This is a genomic window from Catenulispora subtropica (assembly GCF_039531675.1).
GTDB lineage: Bacteria > Actinomycetota > Actinomycetes > Streptomycetales > Catenulisporaceae > Catenulispora > Catenulispora subtropica.
The window spans coordinates 202251-219671 of the sequence record NZ_BAAAQM010000004.1; the positions used below are offsets into that span (position 1 = coordinate 202251).

A 17421-nucleotide genomic window follows, 5' to 3' on the forward strand; every position below is an offset into this window, starting at 1 on the left:
AACGCCTCCCACCGGATCACGACGGTCCGGGGCGAGGAAGCAAGGCGATATACCTGACGACCCACGAAACGGAGCCGTAAACCCATGACCGCTGTATCGGATGCCGCCACGCCTCCGTGGGTGGACCTACGGGCTCGACTGGCGACGGTGGTCGCGATCCCGGTCACCCCGTTCGCCCCCGACGGCACCGTCGACTGGGACGGCCATGCCGCCTTGATCCGCCGCCTGGTCGAGGACGGCGTCGAAGCAGTGACTCCCAACGGCAACACCGGCGAGTTCTACACGCTCAGCGAGTCCGAGAAGCGGCGGGCGGTGGAGTCCACGGTCGAGGCCGTGGCCGGCCGGGCCGAGGTCGTCGCGGGCGTGGGCCTGGACATGGCCAGCGCCGTGGAGGCCGCCAAGCACGCGGCCGGCGCCGGTGCCAGCGCCTTGATGGTGCACCAGCCGGTGCACCCGTACCGCTCCGCCGAGGGCTGGATCGAGTACCACCGCGCGATCGCCGACGCCGTCCCCGACCTCGGGGTCATTCTGTACATCCGTGACGAGCGGGTGACCGGGGAGCACATAGCCACGCTGGCCGGACACAGTCTGAACGTGATCGGCGTCAAATACGCGATTCCCGACCCTGTGCGGTTCGCATCCGTGGCACGCGATGCCGGGCTGGATTCCCTGGCTTGGATCGCGGGGCTCGCCGAGCTGTCCGCCCCGGGCTATTGGGCGGTCGGCGCGACCGGCTTCACTTCGGGCCTGGTCAACGTCGCCCCCCGGCTCTCGGCGGCGCTGCTGGAGGCGTTGCGCGGCGGCGACTTCGCCAAAGCGATGCTGCTGTGGGAGACAGTGCGCGAGTTCGAGCAGCTGCGCGCGGCCGACGCCAGCGCGGACAACGTCAGCGTGGTGAAGGAGGCTCTCGCGCAGCTCGGACTGGTCGGCCGCGAAGTGCGTCCTCCATCCCGCGTGTTGCCGGGGCCGTTGCGTGACCGCATCGCCGTAGTGCTGGACCAGTGGCGGGAAGGGGGGTGGCTGTGAGCACTGACACCGAGAACGGGAACACGGTCGAGCTTCGCAGCGCGGCTTGGTTCGGCAGCGGTGCCACCGGCGGGGGACTACGGGCTTTCAGCCATCGCTCCCGGGTCCGGCAGCTCGGCTATCTGCCCGAGGAGCACCTGGGCAAGCCTGTCATCGCGATCCTGAACACGTGGTCCGACATCAATCCCTGCCACATGCACCTGCGCGAGCGCGCGCAAGAGGTGAAGCGGGGTGTGTGGGAAGCCGGCGGGTTCCCGCTGGAATTCCCGGTCTCGACGCTGTCGGAGACGTTCCAGAAACCGACGCCCATGCTCTACCGGAACCTGCTGGCGATGGAGGCAGAGGAGCTGCTGCGCTCCTATCCGGTGGACGGCGCGGTGTTGATGGGCGGCTGTGACAAGACCACGCCGGCATTGCTCATGGGTGCCGCGAGCGCGAACCTTCCAGCCCTCTTCGTCCCGGCCGGGCCGATGCTGCGCGGTCACTACCGTGGCAGGACGCTCGGCAGCGGTACCGACCTGTTCGGCTACTACGACGAGTACCGCGCGGGCCGGATCGGCGACTGCGAGATGTCAGAAGTGGAAGGCGGGCTGGCGCGCTCGCCGGGGCACTGCATGACGATGGGGACGGCCTCCACGATGACCGCGGCCGCCGAGGCCCTGGGCATGGCACTGCCTGGTTCGTCGTCGATCCCGGCCGTCGACTCGGCGCATCACCGGATGGCCGCGGCCGCCGGGATGCGGGCGGTCGGGATCGTCCGCGAGCAGCTGACGCCGTCGAAGGTGATGACGCGTGAGGCGTTCGAGGACGCGGCGGCCACGGTGCTCGCGCTCAGCGGCTCCACCAATGCCCTGATCCACCTGATCGCGATGGCCGGCCGGGTCGGTGTGGAGCTGTCCCTGGACGACTTCGACGCGATCGGGGAGCGGGTCCCGGTGCTGGCCGACGTCCGGCCGGTCGGCAGGTTCCTGATGGAGGACTTCTACTACGCCGGGGGCCTGCGGGCCCTGTTCCTCCAGCTCGCCGAGGTACACGGGGCCCTGCATCCGGACCGGCCGACGGTATCGGGCAAGTCGTTCGGCGCCTCGTACTCCGAGGCGGCCACCTACGACGACACCGTGATCCGGAGCCCGCAGGACCCGGTCGCCGAGCACGGCGGGGTGGCGGTCCTGCGGGGGAACCTGGCACCGGACGGCGCTGTGATCAAGCATCTGGCGGCCGATCCCCGGCTGCTCGTCCACACCGGTCCGGCCGTCGTCTTCGATTCCTACCCGGAATTGCAGGCGGGGATCGACGATCCGTCGTTCGGCATCACCGAGGACACCGTGTTGGTGCTGCGCGGCGCCGGCCCCCTCGGCGGACCCGGGATGCCGGAGTACGGCATGCTCCCCATTCCCGCCTACCTGCTGAAGAAGGGGGTCAAGGACCTGGTCCGGATCTCCGACGCCCGGATGAGCGGGACCAGCTACGGCACCTGTGTGCTGCACGTCGCCCCGGAGTCCCACGCCGGCGGCCCGCTGGCCCTGGTGCGCACCGGCGACCTGATCACCCTCGACGTCCCCAAGCGCATCTTGCGCCTGGAGGTCGACGACGCCGAGCTCGAACGCCGCCGTGCGCAATGGCAGCCGCCGGAGCCCCGGTTCGAGCGCGGCTACGGCTCCCTGTACGCCGAGCACATCACGCAGGCCGATCAGGGCTGCGACTTCGACTTCCTCGCCCGGCCCGGCGCGAATCCGGCGCCGGATCCGCGCTGATCCGATACCGACCAGCACGAACACGCCAGATCACATCAGTTCTGCACCAGGTAGGTAGCACCACCCGCGTCAGCGGCATCACCGCCGCGCCGCCTACAGCGGCGCCGGCTTCTCACACACTCATCAAGCGAAGGACACCCCTATGTCCGTGCGCAAGGAAACCGTCTCTCGGCGCGCTGTGCTCCGCTCCATCGCGGCCGGCACGGCCGCCGTCCCGATCTTGTCCGCGTGCGGCGCGCCCGGCAGCAGCACCAGCACCAAGGCCGCACCGACTTCGCTGGCCGCGACCGCCCCGAGCAAGCCGGTGACCCTGAACATCCTGGACGTCGCGGGCACCCTGCAACTGGTCAAGCCGATCCTGGACGCCTTCAAGAGCCAGCATCCCGAGATCGTCGCGAACATCACCACGAGCACCGGCACCGCGCCGGAGCTGGCGCCGAAGGTCCAGGCGCAGCAGCAGGCCGGGAATGTGCAGATCCAGCTGGTGCTCACCGGCACCGACGGCCTGGCCGCCGGCATCCAGAAGAACCTGTGGCAGCCGCTGAAGCCGTACTACGACACCTTCTTCCCGAACCTGATGGCGAACTATCAGCCGGGGGCGGCGTCCATGGCGACGCTGGCCCAGGACCAAGGCATCGAGCTGGTCTGGACCCCCTCGGGACCGCTGCTGGAGTACGACCCGGCCAAGGTCGCGACCCCGCCGAACAGCCCGCAGGCGCTGCTGGACTGGGCCAAGGCCAACCCCGGCAAGTTCCAGTACGCACAGCCGCGCAACTCCGGCCCCGGCCGCACCTTCCTGATGGGCCTGCCGTATCTGCTCGGCGACAGCGACCCCACCGACCCGACCAACGGGTGGGCCAAGACCTGGGACTTCCTGACCCAGCTCGGCAAGTACACGGCGCCGTACCCGTCGAAAACCTCAGCGACCATGACCAACATCGCCCAGGGCACCGTGTCGATGATCGCCTCCACCGCCGGCTGGTACATCAACCCGCGAGTGCTGGGCACGGTTCCGGCCGGAATCAAGGTCGCCGCGTTCGACAACCTGACCTGGGTCAGCGACGCGCAGTACGGCGTGATTCCCAAGGGGCTCTCGCAGGACGAGCTGATCGCGGTGATGCGGCTGCTGGCCTTCGCCCTCACCCCCGATCAGCAGGCCGCCACGTTCGACAACTGCTATTTCTACCCGGGTCCGGCGGTGAAGGGCGTGACTCCGGACAAGGCGCCGGCCGCCTCGCAGCAGGCGATCCAGAAGTTCGGCGATCCCCGCATCGATCAGTGGATCGCCGGCGCCCGGATCAAGAACTCGCTGCCGGCCGCGGCCCAGGTGACCGCATTCGACCTGTGGGACAAGAAGATAGGTGCGGCGAAGTGACGATGACTGAGGCACCCCCTTCTGGACCTTCTGCCGGACGCCGTCCCGCCTCGCAGCTCGGCCGACTGAGTCTGCGCGGCGTCTCCCGAGCCTACGGCGCGCACACCGCCCTGCACCCGCTGGACTTGGAGATCACCGGCGGGGAGTTCATCGCGCTGCTCGGACCGTCGGGCTGCGGCAAGACCACGGCGCTGAACTGCCTGGCCGGCCTGCTGCCGCTGACCGCCGGCTCGATCGAGCTGGACGGCCGCCGCGTGGACACCCTGTCACCGGAGAAGCGCGGGTTCGGCATGGTGTTCCAGAACTACGCGCTGTTCCCGCACCTCACCGTCCGGGCGAACGTCGCGTTCGGTCTGAAGATGCGCGGCGTGGCCAAAGCAGAGATCGAACGACGCGTGGGCGAGGTACTGAGGCTGGTCCAGCTGACCGAGCACGCCGCCAAACACCCGGCACAGTTGTCCGGCGGCCAGCAGCAGCGCGTCGCGATCGCCCGCGCCATCGTGACCGAACCGCCGCTGGTGCTGATGGACGAGCCGCTCTCCAACCTGGACGCGGCGCTGCGCCTGACCATGCGCGGCGAGATCCGGCGCATCCACCAGGACTTCGGGCTGACGACCGTCTACGTCACGCACGACCAGGAGGAGGCGCTGTCGCTGGCCGACCGGCTGGTGGTGCTGCACGACGGCCGGGTCAGCCAGATCGGCACGCCGGCCGAGTTGTACGAGCATCCCGCCGATGCGCACGTGGCGGCGTTCATGGGGTATCGCAACCTGCTGCCGCTGACGGTCACCTCGGCCGACGCGGCGGGGGTGCGTGCCGAGGGCAGCGGGCTACGGGTGGTCGGGACGCCGGTCGACGCCGATTCGTTCCGCGACGGTGAGCAGGTCTTGGTGGCCATCCGGCCTGAGGATCTTCGAATTGCTGCCGAAGGCGAGACGGGGATCTGCGAGGCGGTCGCGGAGATCGTCGAGTACCACGGCCGGGTCCTGCACGTGGAGGCGGCGACTCGCGGGGGACAGCGGCTGCATCTTAAAGCCTCGCAAGCGGTTCGGCCCGGCGACGTGCTGTCGGTCGCCGTCGATGCCGATCGGGCTCTGGTGTTCCGGGCCGGGGCGGCGCAGGTCGCGCAACTGCAAGCGGAAGCCGACGCTGCGGAAGCGCAAGCAGAGGCGGACGTTCCATGACCGCCGTTGTCACCACCGCCCCGACGCGCGCCGCTCTGCGGCATCGCTTGGCCGAGCGCGGCGTGGACCGCACACTGCTGTTGGTCCTGCCGGGTGCCCTCGCCCTCATCGCGCTGTTCTGCTACCCGTTCCTTTACGGTCTGCAGCTGTCCTTCCAGCCGAAGACCGGCGGAGTCCTCGGCGCCTACCGCCAGTTCTTCAGCGACCCGTTCTCCCGCAAGTCGATCTGGGCCACCTTCTCCCTGGCGATTCCCGCCTCTCTGATCAACGTCGGCGCCTCGATCCCGATCTCCTACCGCATGCGCCGTGACTTCCGCGGCAAGCGGATCATGCTGGCGGTCCTCGTCGTGCCGATCACTTTGGGCACAGTCCTGACCGCCGAGGGCATCCTGGAGTTCTTCGGCCCGGCCGGCTGGTTCAACCGCACCCTGCACCTGCTGGGCCTGGCCGACTCGCCGATGCGGCTGACGATGAACTACACCGGTGTCCTGCTCTCGCTGATCATCAGCGGTTTCCCGTTCGCCTACCTGCTGACCCACTCCTACCTCTCCGGTATCCACCCGAGCCTGGAGAAGGCCGCTGCCACTCTGGGCGCCGGCTGGTGGCAGCGCTTCCGGTACGTCACGCTGCCGCTGTTGCTGCCCGGACTGCTCACCACGTTCAGCCTGACCTTCGTCATGGCCTTCGCGGTATTCCCCTCCGCGCTCATGGTCGGCGACCCCGACGGCCGCACGCACGTCATCTCCATCGAGGCCTACGAGGCCGCCTTGCAGCGCTTCGACTACGCCCAGGGCTGCGCCGACGCCATGATCATGACCGCCCTGATGCTCATCGTGATCGCGATGCTGGCGGTCGGCCGGTCGCGGCTTTACCGAGGAGCAACCGGAGGCAAGGGATGAGCGCGTCGACGATGACACCGGTCTCAGAGCCCGTGGAATCCATGACAGAACCAGGCCGCCGCAGCGTGGCCTTGCGCCCCGGAACCTGGCTGACCTGGGGCATCCTGGCTTTCTTCCTGCTGAACCTCGCCGGAGTCATCGTCACGGTGCTCCTGGACTCCTTCAGCACGAAGTGGTTCGACACCTGGATACCGGGCGGATGGAGCAGCCACTGGTACTCCGACGCCTGGAAGGAGTTCACCCTCGGGCAGGTGCTCGGCACCACGGTCGAAGTCACTCTGCTGGTCGTCGCCATCTCGCTGGCGCTCGGCGTGCCGGCCGCCTACACGCTGGCGCGCCGGGACTTCCCCGGCAAGAAGGCGCTGAACCTGCTGTTCGTGCTGCCGATCCTGGTGCCACCGATCGCCTACGGCATCCCGCTGGCGACTGTGCTCTACAAGGTGCACTTGGCCGGGACGCTGACCGGCGTGGTGCTGGCCAACCTGGTGCCCTCGATCCCGTTCGTGGTGTTCACCATGACGCCGTTCATCGAGCAGATCGATCCGCGCATCGAGGCCGCCGCCCGGGTCTTCGGAGCGAAGACGCCGACGGTCCTGGTCAGGATTCTGGGACCGCTGCTGCTGCCCGGGATGCTGGCCGCCGGGATCCTGGTGCTGGTCCGGACCTTCGGCATGTTCGAGCTGACGTTCCTCACCTCCGGGCCGACCAGCCAGACGCTGGTGGTGACCCTCTTCTCGGCAGTCAACTCCGCCGGCATCCGCACCACGCAGTCCATCGATGCCATGGCCGTGATCTACACCGGTTCCATGGCTGTGCTCCTGCTCATCGCACTGCGGTTCGTCAACCCCACTCAGCTCGTCGCCCGATCCTCGGACTAGCACGAGAGGCAGAACCCTCAGATGTCAGGCATTCCCCGGCGGGACTTCATGCGCTCCACGCTGGTCGTCGCGGGCGCGGTCGCTCTGACCGGCACATTCGGTGACGCGGCCTCGGCCTCCGCCGGCGACTCCAGCTCACCGGACCATGAGGCGGACCGCGCCGCAGACCGCATCATCGACCGCGTCAAGCTGCCCCGGATCCCGCGGCGCGACTTCCCGATCACCCGTTTCGGCGCGGTCGGCGACGGCGTCACCGACAACAGTGCCGCCATAGCCGCCGCCGTCCAGGAGGTCAGCTCACGCGGCGGCGGCCGTGTCGTGATCCCGGCCGGGACCTGGGCCACCGGCCCGATTCATCTCAAATCACGCACCGAACTCCACGTGTCGGCCGGGGCCACCCTGCTGTTCAGCACCGACCCGCACGCCTACCTGCCGACCGTATACAGCCGATGGCAGGGCATCGAGCTGATGAACTACTCGCCCCTGATCTATGCCTACGGCGAGCACGACATCGCGGTCACGGGCTCCGGGGTGTTGGACGGCCAGGCCTCGGTCGCGAACTGGTGGGCCTGGAAGAAACTCGGCGACGCCGACTTCCCCGTCTTCGAGGCGACGGTGAACGCCGGCCTGCCAGTCGAGCAGCGTGACGGCACCAAGTACCACTTCCGGCCGACCTTCTTCGAACCCTACGACTGCGAGCGCGTCCTGATCGAGGGCGTGACGCTGCGGAACTCGCCGTTCTGGCACCTGCATCCGACGCTGTGCCGGGACGTCGTCGTCCGAGGAGTCACCGTCGACTCCACCGGGCCCAACACCGACGGCTGCGACCCGGAATCCTGCGACGGCGTGGTCATCGAGGAAGTCTCGTTCGACGTCGGCGACGACTGCATCGCGCTCAAGTCCGGCCGCAACACCGACGGGCGCCGCCTGAACACGCCGTGCCAGAACGTCGTCATCCAGCACTGCACCTTCGCCAACGGGCACGGCGGCATCACCATCGGCAGCGAGATGACCGGCGGGGTGCGCGACGTCTATGCGCGCGACCTGACGATGACCTCCGCCGGACTGCAATCGGGACACCGGCTCAAGACCAACTCGGTGCGCGGCGGCTTCATCGAGAACAGCCACGTCTACCGGGTGAGCGTCAGCGCGATCGGCGGGCCGCTGCTGCTGATCGATTTCAACTACGGCGAGGGGAACACCGGCTCGTATCCGCCGGTGGTCACCGACATCAATCTGAGCCACTGGACGGTCGCCTCCGCGACCCAGGGCTGGAACATCGCCGGCTACCCGACCGACCCGGTCGGCACCGTCCGGCTGAGCGACATCACCATCACCGGACCGCTCACCACCGCGAACGTCGCGACGAACGTCAGCGAACTGCAACTTTCCGACGTGGTGATCGACGGAGTGCCGCAGTGACTTCTGTTCTCATCACCGGCGCGGCCGGCCGGATCGGCGGTTATCTGCGATCCGGTCTGCCCCCGCTCGGCTGGCACCTGCGCTGCCTCGACCTGGCCGGGCCCGCGGAGCACGACGGCCTGCCGTGGTCGATCGGCGACGTCGCCGATGCCGAGGTGCTGTCGAAGGCCATGGTCGACGTCGAGGCGGTCGTGCACCTGGCCGGCATCCCCACCGAGGCACCCTTCGCAGATCTGCGACAGGCGAACATCGAGGGCACGTACCAGGTCTTCGAAGCAGCACGGCAGGCCGGTGTGCATCGGGTCGTCTACGCCAGCAGCAACCATGCCGTCGGCTTCCACGAAAGCGGTGCGCAGCTGACCACCGCGGTCAGACCGCGCCCTGATTCGCTCTACGGCGTCACGAAGGTCTTCGGCGAAGCGCTTGGCTCCTTCTATGCGGACCGATATGCCATGGACGTGGCGGCGGTACGCATCGGAAGCTGCTTCGACCGGCCTCCGGGGGAGCGAAGCCTGGCCACGTGGCTGAGCCCGAACGACTCGGTGCGCTTGATCGACGCGCTGCTGCGCGCGCCGTCGTTCGGCTTCCAGGTGCTGTACGGCATCTCGGCGAACACTCGCGCCTGGTGGGACCTGGCTCCGGCGATCGCCTTGGGCTATCGGCCCGAGGACGACGCCGAGGACTTCGCCAAGGAAGTTCTCTCCGATCGCGCGCCGCTGTCCGAAGACGATCCGGACCGCCGCTATGTCGGCGGTCGGGCCGCGTTGGGGTCGTGGTAGCGGTGACAGCAGTTCCGGTCAGTGCGTTCCTCTATCCCTGGGACGTCATCGGTGATCCCGCTGCTCCTGAGCGAGTGCGTGGTCTCGGGGCCGGATCCGTGACGCTGGCGGCGGCCTATCACGCCACAACCGCGGTGACCCCTCGGCATCCATCGCATCGCATCGTGCGCGCCGAGCACTCCGCCGTCTACTACCGTCCGGATCCGGAACGGTGGTTCGGACTGGAGCTTCGGCCGGCCCGGCAGCGCTGGTGCGGTGCCGAGGACGCTTTTGATGAAGCCGCTGCACAGCTGGCACACGCCGGCCTCGATGTCCGCGCATGGGTAGTGCTGGCCCACAACTCCCGGCTGGCTACGGCGTTCCCGGGCTGCGCGGTGCGCAACGCATACGGCGACACCTATGGCTGGGCGCTGTGCATCGCCAATCCGCGGGTCCGCCGCTACGCCGCCGAGTTGGCTGCCGAAGCGGCAGCCCGCCCGGGGGTGTCCGGCATCGACATCGAATCCTGTGGCTGGTACGGCTACGCGCACCTTCACGCCCATGACAAGACCGGTGGCGTGCCATTCCGCGATGCCGGCCAGTACCTGATGTCGCTGTGCTTCTGCGACCACTGCCGCCAGGGCTATCGCGAGGTCGGGCTGGAGCCTGACCGATTGGCCGAAACGGTACGGAACGCACTGGAGCCCATCTGGCGTGGTGCGGGCGGCGACGGCGACGACTGGGATGCGGTGCGCGAACTGCTCGGTGCTGACGTTGCCGAGGCGACGCTGCGATTCCGGTCGAGTGCGGCGCTACGACTGCAGCGCGAAACTGTCGCAGCTGTGCGGCAGGCGACAGAGCCCGGATTCACCATTCGCCTGCACGCCGACCCGCTGCCCTATCGCACGGGAGCCAACGTCGGCGTGGACGCCACGACGGTGGATTTCGTGGACGGCCTCGTCGTCCCGCCCGAAGCCGTCGTGGCGGCCGCGAAGTCCACAGCCCGCGTCATCGCGAACGTCCGCATCCTCTCCGCGACCGAAGTCGCCGACACCATCGACGCGGCGCTTGCGGCGGGCGCGAGAGAACTGAGCCTCTACCACGCCGGCTTGGCCTCGGATCAGGACCTCGGCCGGATGCGGAGGGTTCTCAGAAGCCTCATGCCCTGACCCATGGCGGCCACCAGGAAGGACGGACCCGATGACGCTCCCCGAACCGAGCACGGCCCAGGCCTTCCAAGAATTCTTCGCCGCCCACCACACCCACCTTGCCCGTTTGGCACGCAGACTCACCGGCGAGCCGGACGCAGCCGACGACCTCGCCGCCGAAGCGCTTCTCCAGGTGTGGCAGCACTGGGACCGGGTTGAAGCAGCCGACAACCCGCTGGCCTACGCGAGCGGCATGGTGGCGGTTCTCGCGCGCAATCGGCTGCGCCGTTTGCTGCGGGAGCGGCGCTGTCTGACATCCGTCGGTTTCGCCGGTCCAGATGCATTCGAAGAGTTCGACGGTGGCGATGTCGATGCTGTCCTGGATGTGCGGGACGCGCTGCGCCGAATGCCGCACGGCCGCCGGACCTGCGTTCTTCTGCGCTACGGCTACGGTCTGTCCGAGGCCGAGACCGCGGATGCTCTCGGCATCTCGGTCGGAACCGTGAAGAGCCAGACCGCGCGAGGCGCCGCCCAGCTCGTCCATATGCTGAGTATTTGAGAATTTTGTCATCGTTGAGCAACCTTTCGGCGCTCTCAGACCACTGACAAGTAACGAGCGTTCACCGAACGCCGAATGCGAAGTGGAAGCAGCCGACCGAACACCCCCACGAAGAACGGCAGCGTTCGGCCCTGCCGCTTCCCGGCGCGCAATCGAATCCCCATCAGGAGTCCTTCATCATGAGAACCCCCGCAAGACTGAGATCCGCACGTGCTGTCAGCGTCGCCGCGGCATCAGGAGCCGCACTGACCCTGGCCCTCGCGATCGCGCTCCCCACTGTGGCGAACGCGGCGACCGGCTCCGGCAGTCGCACTCAGGCCGGCGCGCCCTCCGCGACGCCGCGCGAGCCCGTCGTGCCGGGAACCTGCACGCCGGTGGTTTCGACTCTGCCGAAGCCGTCCAACGAGCTGTTCACCAGCGCGCAGGAGTCCGCACCGCCGGACACGGCGCGGATCCAGGCGGCGCTGAACAGCTGCGCCGGTACCGGTAAGGCGGTGGAGCTCAAGGCGGCCGGCGGCAACGCCGCGTTCCTGTCCGGCCCGCTGACCATCAAGGCTGGCGAAGTGCTGCTCGTGGATGCCGGCGTGACGCTGTACGCCTCCCGCAACCCGGCCGACTACCAGGTCGTCGGCCAGCCCAAATGTGGCACCCTCGGCGCCTCGGACGGCACAACGATGGGCACCGCCACCGGCTGTGTGCCGTTCATCGCCGTCCGGGGCGACAACTCAGGGATCATGGGCACGCAGAGCAGCGCCGGCGCTCAGGGCCTGATCGACGGACGCGGCAACCAGACCATGCTCGGCACCAGCAAGACCTGGTGGGCCCTTGCCGAATCGGCGCACGGCAAAACCACCACGCAGCAGGAGAACCCCAAGCTGATCACCGTGTTCGGCACGTCGAACACCACGATGTACCACATCAGCCTCACCAACTCGCCGATGTTCAACGTGCTGCTGGACCGCGGCACCGGCTTCACCGCCTGGGGCGTCCGCATCGACAACCCCGACAACGCCCGCAACACCGACGGCTTCGACCCGGACAGCGCCAGCAACGTCCTGATCACCGACAGCTTCATCAACACCGGTGACGACGGCATCGCCGTCAAGGCCGACGCCGGCGGCCCGGCCAGCGGCATCACGGTGAGCAACAACAGCTTCTGGGGCATCCACGGCATGTCGATCGGCAGCCAGACCGAAGGCGGCATCTCGAACGTCACCTTCAGCGGCAACTACATCCACGGCGGCAAGGACATCCACGGCAACACCGCCTCCAGCAACAACGGCGTCCGCGTGAAGAGCGACTCCAGCTTCGGCGGCACCGTCAGCGGCGTCAGCTTCGTCAACACCTGCGAGACCGGCGTCAAACACCTGATGCTCATCGACCCCCAGTACCTCAGCGGCAACGGCTCGGCGGTACCCAGCTTCGCCGACATCACCGTCAACGGCCTGCGCTCGGTGAACTCCACCCACGGCAGCTCGACCCTCGACGGCTACGACGCGGCGCACCCGGCCGGCCTGACCCTGGAGAACATCCAGCTGGACTCGACCAAGGTCGTGGCCCAGTACGCCCACATCAAGACCTACAACGTCAACATCGCACCGACTGGGACCGGCGTGACGGTGACCCCGTTCACGGGCACCGGCAGTGTCCCCAGTTGCAGCAGCTTCCCAAGCTGGCCCGGTCTGTGATCTGACCGTTTGAGATGACGGCGGCGGCGCGGTCCACGACACAGAAGATGGTCCGTGCCGCCCAGCCCCGCGCCAGGGATACGCCCCGGCGCGGGGCTTGCTGCTTGTACGCCAGGCAACACTCCTTCATGAACAGCAACTTCATCGACGGCGTGTTCGACTCCGCCGCCGCGTCGCTGCCGTGGTCGGTCGGCTATCACGCTGGGATGGACCGAACCGCATCCCAAGTCCGGTCGGCAGCACCGGCACGGGACGATCTCGGCCTACTCCGGCATGAAATGCCGCTGCCAGTACTGCCGCGACGCCATGAGCGCCTATCGCGCCGCCCGCCGCGCCATGGGCAAAGACGAGCCCAGGAAACCGCGGGTACGCGACACCGACGGCCACATCGACGGCTCTTGGTTCCGTAACCAGGTCTTCTATCCCGCGGTCAAGACCGCTGGGATCACCTTCAAGGTCACCCCGAAGTCGATGCGGGACGCTCACGCGTCCTGGCTCTTAGCCGACGGCGCGGACCTGCAGATAGTGAAGGAACGTCTAGGTCACGGGAGCATCACCACCACCGAGCAATACCTCGGCACACTCCCAGGAACCGGCGAAGCGGCGTTGAGTGCTCTCGACGCCATACGCGGCACGCGGACACCAGCCGATAAGCAGGCCGAACTTCCCACGGCGAAGGTGGCCACGCCGGACATGGCCGAGCTGATGAAGATGATGGCAACCATCAAGGACACATACGAACGCCTCGGTCGAGCGCCTCGCGTCATGAGTCATCGATTGTGACCGTCTGGGTCAAGGATCGGCGCCAGTACTCGGTCAATGAGCCCTGCATCAAGCTGTCTCGTTCGTTCTGCCCGTGGCCGGGTTTCATCCGAGTCGCGAAGCATCGGCGACGGGTAGCCGACGATGGAAACTCAACCCGAACCCGCGGATAAGAAGAGGCTTGAGCGGTGACTCTTGGTCACAGCTGTGCCGTTGGCTGATGAGCGGCGGGAACCGTCCAGGTGAAAGCTCGGTGCGGGCGAAGGCGTGGGGTCAGGCGGCGGCGATCATCCACGCCATCGCGGCGGTCGTCATCAGTGTCCCCGCATGGGGAAGCGTCAGCAGCATGCGGCTCGCGCCGGTCACAGAGGCCCTGTTCCGTGCGCCGATCAGCTGCCTGCCGTGAACCAGCGCGCACACCGCCAGCACACCGGCCACGGAGGGCGGCAGCCAGGTCGGTGGGTGTGCGGGGGCGGCGAACATGTACGCCATCGCGGCCTGGCCGGCACCGATCGCCGCGCTCTGGCACCGGTGCCCGCCCCGGCCGTACCCGGCATGAGTGAAGAAGACAGCCGCGAGCAGGGCGAAGACCACGGCTGAGGCACGCATGACGCCCATCGGAACACCCGGGAACACCATGACTGTCATACCCGTGCCCATAGCCATGTGTGCGATGTCTTCGACCTGATTGGCGAGGGAAAGCCGGGTGACGAACAACAGCCGGATCATGTGCAGGAGGGTCACACCCCAGAAGAGTGTGATTTCAGCCAGCACTAAAGCAGCGGGATTCCCGCTGGCACCCATGTCCATACCCGGCATTCCCAGCGCCGCCCTTCATACAGCTCAGGCCCGCGCGGCAGCCAGGACCTCGGTGAAGTGGGCGAGGCGCCGGCCCTGGTAGCGGGCGCATTCGAGCACCGTCTTGTCCGGCATGGTCGACGGGTAACCGGCGGGCCAGGAGGTGCCGTACGGGTTGCCGCCGGCGGCGTAGACGACGTCGTCGGTGTAGCCGAGAGGCACTATCAGCGCGCCCCAGTGGTAGAAGACGTTGTTGAGCGACAGGATCGTGGCTTCCTGTCCGCCGTGCTGTTCGGCGGAGGACACGAATGTCGTCACCGGCTTGTCCGCCAGCTTGCCCTCCTGCCACAGGCCGCCGGCCGAGTCGATGAACTGCTTGAGCTGCGCGGCCGGTGCGCCGTAGCGGGTGGGGGTGCCGAAGGCGTAGCCGTCGGCCCATTCCAGATCGTCGAGGGTGGCCACCTGGACCTGGTCGTCGGTCTGGCTCTTGTGCTGTTCCCAGTCGGGGTTGGAAGCGATCGCCTCGGGCGGGGCGAGTTCGGCTACGCGGCGCAGCCGGACTTCAGCTCCCGCGGCCTCGGCACCGTCGCGGACGGCCTCGGCGAGGCGGTGCACAGAACCGGTGGCACTGTAGTAGGCGACAAGGATGCGTGCGGGCATGGGGACTCCGTTTCGAAGCATGCTGGTATGGGGGAAAGGCTGAATCAGAGCACGATGGTGATGGTCTTCAGGTGGGTGTCGGCCTCCAGCCCGGCGAGGCCGAGTTCGCGGCCCTGCCCGCTCAGCCCCGACCCGCCCCACGGCAGGCGCGGGTCCAGAGGCGACCAGCCGTTGACGGCCACGGCTCCGGCGCGCACCCGGCGGGCGAGGGTGTGTGCGCGGGAGACGTCGCTGGTCCACAGGGTCGCGGCGAGCGCGTAGTCGCTGTCGTTGGCCAGCGCGACGGCTTCGTCATCGGTGTCGAAGGCGATGATCGTGCCGACGGGGCCGAAGATCTCCTCGCGAGCGATGGCCATACTGTTCGTCGCGTCGGCGAACAACGTGGGCTGCACGAAGTAGCCGCTGCGGTCGGGACGTCCGCCGCCGGCGACGAGCCGCGCTCCTTCGGCCTTGCCGCGTTCGACATATCCCAGGACTCTGTCTAGCTGGCGGGCGTTGATCAACGCCCCCATGGTCGTGCCGGGCTCGAAGGGGTCGCCGGGGACCACGGCGGCGGCGCGGGCGGCGAGGCGGTCGACGAACTCGTCGTGGATCGCGCGGGCCACCAGGATCCGGCTGCCCGCCGCGCACACCTCGCCCTGGTTGGCGAAGACGCCCAGGGCCACACCGTCGGCGGCGGCGTCCAGGTCGGCGTCGGCGAAGACGATCTGCGGGCTCTTACCGCCGAGTTCCAGGGTGGTGGGCCGGAATCCGCGCAGCGCCGCGGTGGCGACCAGATGCCCGGTCTGCGGACTGCCGGTGAACGAGATCTTGTCGACGCCGGGGTGCTCGGTCAGCAGGCGGCCGGTGGTGGCGCCGCGTCCGGGCAGGACGCTCAGCACGCCGGCGGGCAGCCCGGCCTGACGGGCGAGTTCGGCGAGCAGCAGCGAGGTGAGCGGCGCGTCCTCCGGCGGCTTGAGGACCACCGCGCACCCGGCGGCCAGCGCCGGGGCGATCTTCCAGGCGCCGATCATCGTGGGGGAGTTCCACGGGGTGATCGCCGCGACCACGCCGATCGGTTCGCGCACCGTGTAGCTGAGCGTCTGCCGTCCCATGTAGCCGGAGGTCGGGATGGTTTGACCGGTCAGCTTGTCGGCCCAGCCGGCGTAGTGCCGGAAGGTGCCCACCGCCTGCGGCAGGTCGATGACGCGCGGCTCGATGCCGGGCTTGCCGACGTCGAGCGACTCCAGGTCGGCGAAGTCCTCGGTGCGCTGCTCGATGAGATCGGCGAAGGCATGGAGCAGCTGCCCGCGAGCGGCGCCGTCCATGCGGCCCCACTCTCCGGAGTCCAGAGCGTCGTGCGCGGCCGAGACGGCGCGGTCGACCACTGTTTCATCGGCCTCCGTCACCGTGGTGAGCAGCTGCTCGGTGACGGGGTCTATGACATCGAAAGTTTGCGAGGTGGAACGGGGTTCCCAACTCCCGGCCACGAATGATGTGGTGGGAAGGCCCCGGGCCAGGTTCTCGGCCAGTGTTCGCTGCGTCATGTTCGATTACCGTTCCTCGTGGACGATAGCCGTACAGTACGATGGCGGGGCCGGGTGGTCAATGGTCGCTCACCGTGAGATCGCGGGATCCGAATCCCGGTGTGCTAAACCATGACTGCGGCTTACGCCCATCCGGTCGGCTACGAAGGACGCCACATCGATGACTGCGACACAAGGCGAGACGTCCCAGACTCTCGACCGCGGACTGGCCGTGCTGTGGCTCCTGGCCGAGCACGGTGACGGGCTGACGGCCGGGGAACTGGCTGATCGGCTGTCCACGGCCCGGGCGGTCGTCTACCGGCTGTTGCGGACGCTGGAAGCGCATCGGCTGATCGGGCGGTCCGACTCCCGCTACGTCCTGGGCTTCGGCGTCGCCGAGCTGGCCAGTCATCTGCGCCCCCGGCTACAGGCGACTGTCCTGCCCATTCTGCGGCAGCTCAGCGAGCAGACCAACAGCACCGCTCTGCTCAGTGTCGCCGACGGCGACCAGGCCATGGTCCTGATCGCCGAGGAGCCGCCGCACAGCACCTTCCATCTCGCACTGCGCCAAGGTTCGCGCCATCCGCTCGCGGTCGGCTCCGACGGCATCGCCATCCTCGCCGGACGGCCGCCGGCCGCCGGCGACGCGGATGACGTTGTGCGGGCTCGCAAGGCGGGATACGCGCTGAGTGTCGGCGCCCTGCAGACCGGGGCGATCGGCGTGGCCGCCCCGATCGCCACCTCCGACTGGGCCACAGCCAGCATCGGGATCGTCCAACTCGGCGTCGAGCTCGGCGACGAATCCCTTCCGCAGGCGGTCATGGCCGCCGCCGCCGAGGCGACTCGGCGTCTGTCCGGCGACCACATCGGGCAGAAGGTTTCGCGTTAGCGAAGGGGACCCCTCCGGTGCCGTATCGGGCACCGGCAGGCTGACCCGCTGAGAATCCGGCGCGCCGAACGGCGCCGCCGGTGATCGGCATGCCCTGATCCGGTCGGTGCAGATCC

Annotated in this window: 16 protein-coding genes; 13 read left to right on the forward strand and 3 right to left on the reverse strand. The window is 68.4% G+C overall.

Features of this window, described 5'->3' with window-relative positions:
• Positions 1-84 precede the first annotated feature (84 nt).
• The 12 genes from ABD466_RS05890 (at position 85) to ABD466_RS05945 (ending at position 13474) form a co-directional block, all read left to right on the forward strand.
• Positions 85-1026 carry a dihydrodipicolinate synthase family protein gene (locus ABD466_RS05890; RefSeq protein ID WP_344655896.1) on the forward strand — a complete coding sequence of 314 codons (942 nt, stop codon included), beginning with the start codon at positions 85-87 and terminating at the stop codon, positions 1024-1026.
• The gene (gene araD / locus ABD466_RS05895; RefSeq protein ID WP_344655897.1) at positions 1023-2780 is read left to right on the forward strand and encodes an L-arabinonate dehydratase; all 1758 of its coding nucleotides are present in this window, start codon (positions 1023-1025) and stop codon (positions 2778-2780) included. Before ABD466_RS05890 ends, araD begins: the two co-directional genes overlap by 4 nt.
• Positions 2781-2922: 142 nt before the next feature.
• Positions 2923-4155, forward strand: a complete 1233-nt coding sequence (locus ABD466_RS05900; RefSeq protein WP_344655898.1) for an extracellular solute-binding protein — start codon at positions 2923-2925, stop codon at positions 4153-4155.
• Between the two features lie 2 nt (positions 4156-4157).
• The gene (locus ABD466_RS05905; protein WP_344655899.1) at positions 4158-5339 is read left to right on the forward strand and encodes an ABC transporter ATP-binding protein; all 1182 of its coding nucleotides are present in this window, start codon (positions 4158-4160) and stop codon (positions 5337-5339) included.
• Positions 5336-6238 (forward strand): ABC transporter permease, encoded by a 903-nt coding sequence (locus ABD466_RS05910; RefSeq protein WP_344655900.1) that lies wholly within the window; start codon positions 5336-5338, stop codon positions 6236-6238. The genes ABD466_RS05905 and ABD466_RS05910 overlap by 4 nt, the downstream gene beginning before the upstream one ends.
• Before the next feature lie 41 nt (positions 6239-6279).
• The gene (locus tag ABD466_RS05915; protein ID WP_344655901.1) at positions 6280-7116 is read left to right on the forward strand and encodes an ABC transporter permease; all 837 of its coding nucleotides are present in this window, start codon (positions 6280-6282) and stop codon (positions 7114-7116) included.
• Between the two features lie 21 nt (positions 7117-7137).
• The gene (locus ABD466_RS05920) at positions 7138-8538 is read left to right on the forward strand and encodes a glycoside hydrolase family 28 protein (protein WP_344655902.1); all 1401 of its coding nucleotides are present in this window, start codon (positions 7138-7140) and stop codon (positions 8536-8538) included.
• Positions 8535-9317, forward strand: a complete 783-nt coding sequence (locus ABD466_RS05925) for an NAD-dependent epimerase/dehydratase family protein (RefSeq protein WP_344655903.1) — start codon at positions 8535-8537, stop codon at positions 9315-9317. Before ABD466_RS05920 ends, ABD466_RS05925 begins: the two co-directional genes overlap by 4 nt.
• Positions 9318-9481: 164 nt before the next feature.
• On the forward strand, positions 9482-10465 hold the full coding sequence (locus ABD466_RS05930; protein WP_344655904.1) for a hypothetical protein: 984 nt from the start codon (positions 9482-9484) through the stop codon (positions 10463-10465).
• A gap of 31 nt (positions 10466-10496) precedes the next feature.
• Positions 10497-11003 (forward strand): SigE family RNA polymerase sigma factor, encoded by a 507-nt coding sequence (locus ABD466_RS05935; RefSeq protein WP_344655905.1) that lies wholly within the window; start codon positions 10497-10499, stop codon positions 11001-11003.
• A gap of 179 nt (positions 11004-11182) precedes the next feature.
• Positions 11183-12691 (forward strand): glycoside hydrolase family 28 protein, encoded by a 1509-nt coding sequence (locus ABD466_RS05940; RefSeq protein WP_344655906.1) that lies wholly within the window; start codon positions 11183-11185, stop codon positions 12689-12691.
• A 306-nt stretch (positions 12692-12997) separates the two neighbouring features.
• Positions 12998-13474 carry a tyrosine-type recombinase/integrase gene (locus ABD466_RS05945; protein ID WP_344655907.1) on the forward strand — a complete coding sequence of 159 codons (477 nt, stop codon included), beginning with the start codon at positions 12998-13000 and terminating at the stop codon, positions 13472-13474.
• Positions 13475-13726: 252 nt separating this feature from the next.
• Here ABD466_RS05945 and ABD466_RS05950 read toward each other — a convergent pair whose 3' ends face one another.
• From ABD466_RS05950 to ABD466_RS05960, 3 genes are read right to left on the reverse strand one after another with little or no spacing between them, the layout of a single operon-like run.
• Positions 13727-14263 (reverse strand): DUF5134 domain-containing protein, encoded by a 537-nt coding sequence (locus ABD466_RS05950; protein WP_344655908.1) that lies wholly within the window; start codon positions 14261-14263, stop codon positions 13727-13729.
• Between the two features lie 33 nt (positions 14264-14296).
• Positions 14297-14911, reverse strand: coding sequence for an NAD(P)H:quinone oxidoreductase (wrbA, locus tag ABD466_RS05955; protein WP_344655909.1), 615 nt, complete (start codon positions 14909-14911; stop codon positions 14297-14299).
• Between the two features lie 44 nt (positions 14912-14955).
• Positions 14956-16437: an aldehyde dehydrogenase family protein gene (locus tag ABD466_RS05960; protein ID WP_344655910.1), complete on the reverse strand. Its 1482-nt coding sequence runs from the start codon at positions 16435-16437 to the stop codon at positions 14956-14958.
• Between the two features lie 160 nt (positions 16438-16597).
• Between ABD466_RS05960 and ABD466_RS05965 the strand changes: the two genes are divergently transcribed.
• Entirely contained in the window at positions 16598-17305 is a 708-nt protein-coding gene (locus ABD466_RS05965) for an IclR family transcriptional regulator (protein WP_344655911.1), read from the forward strand.
• Positions 17306-17421 lie beyond the last annotated feature (116 nt).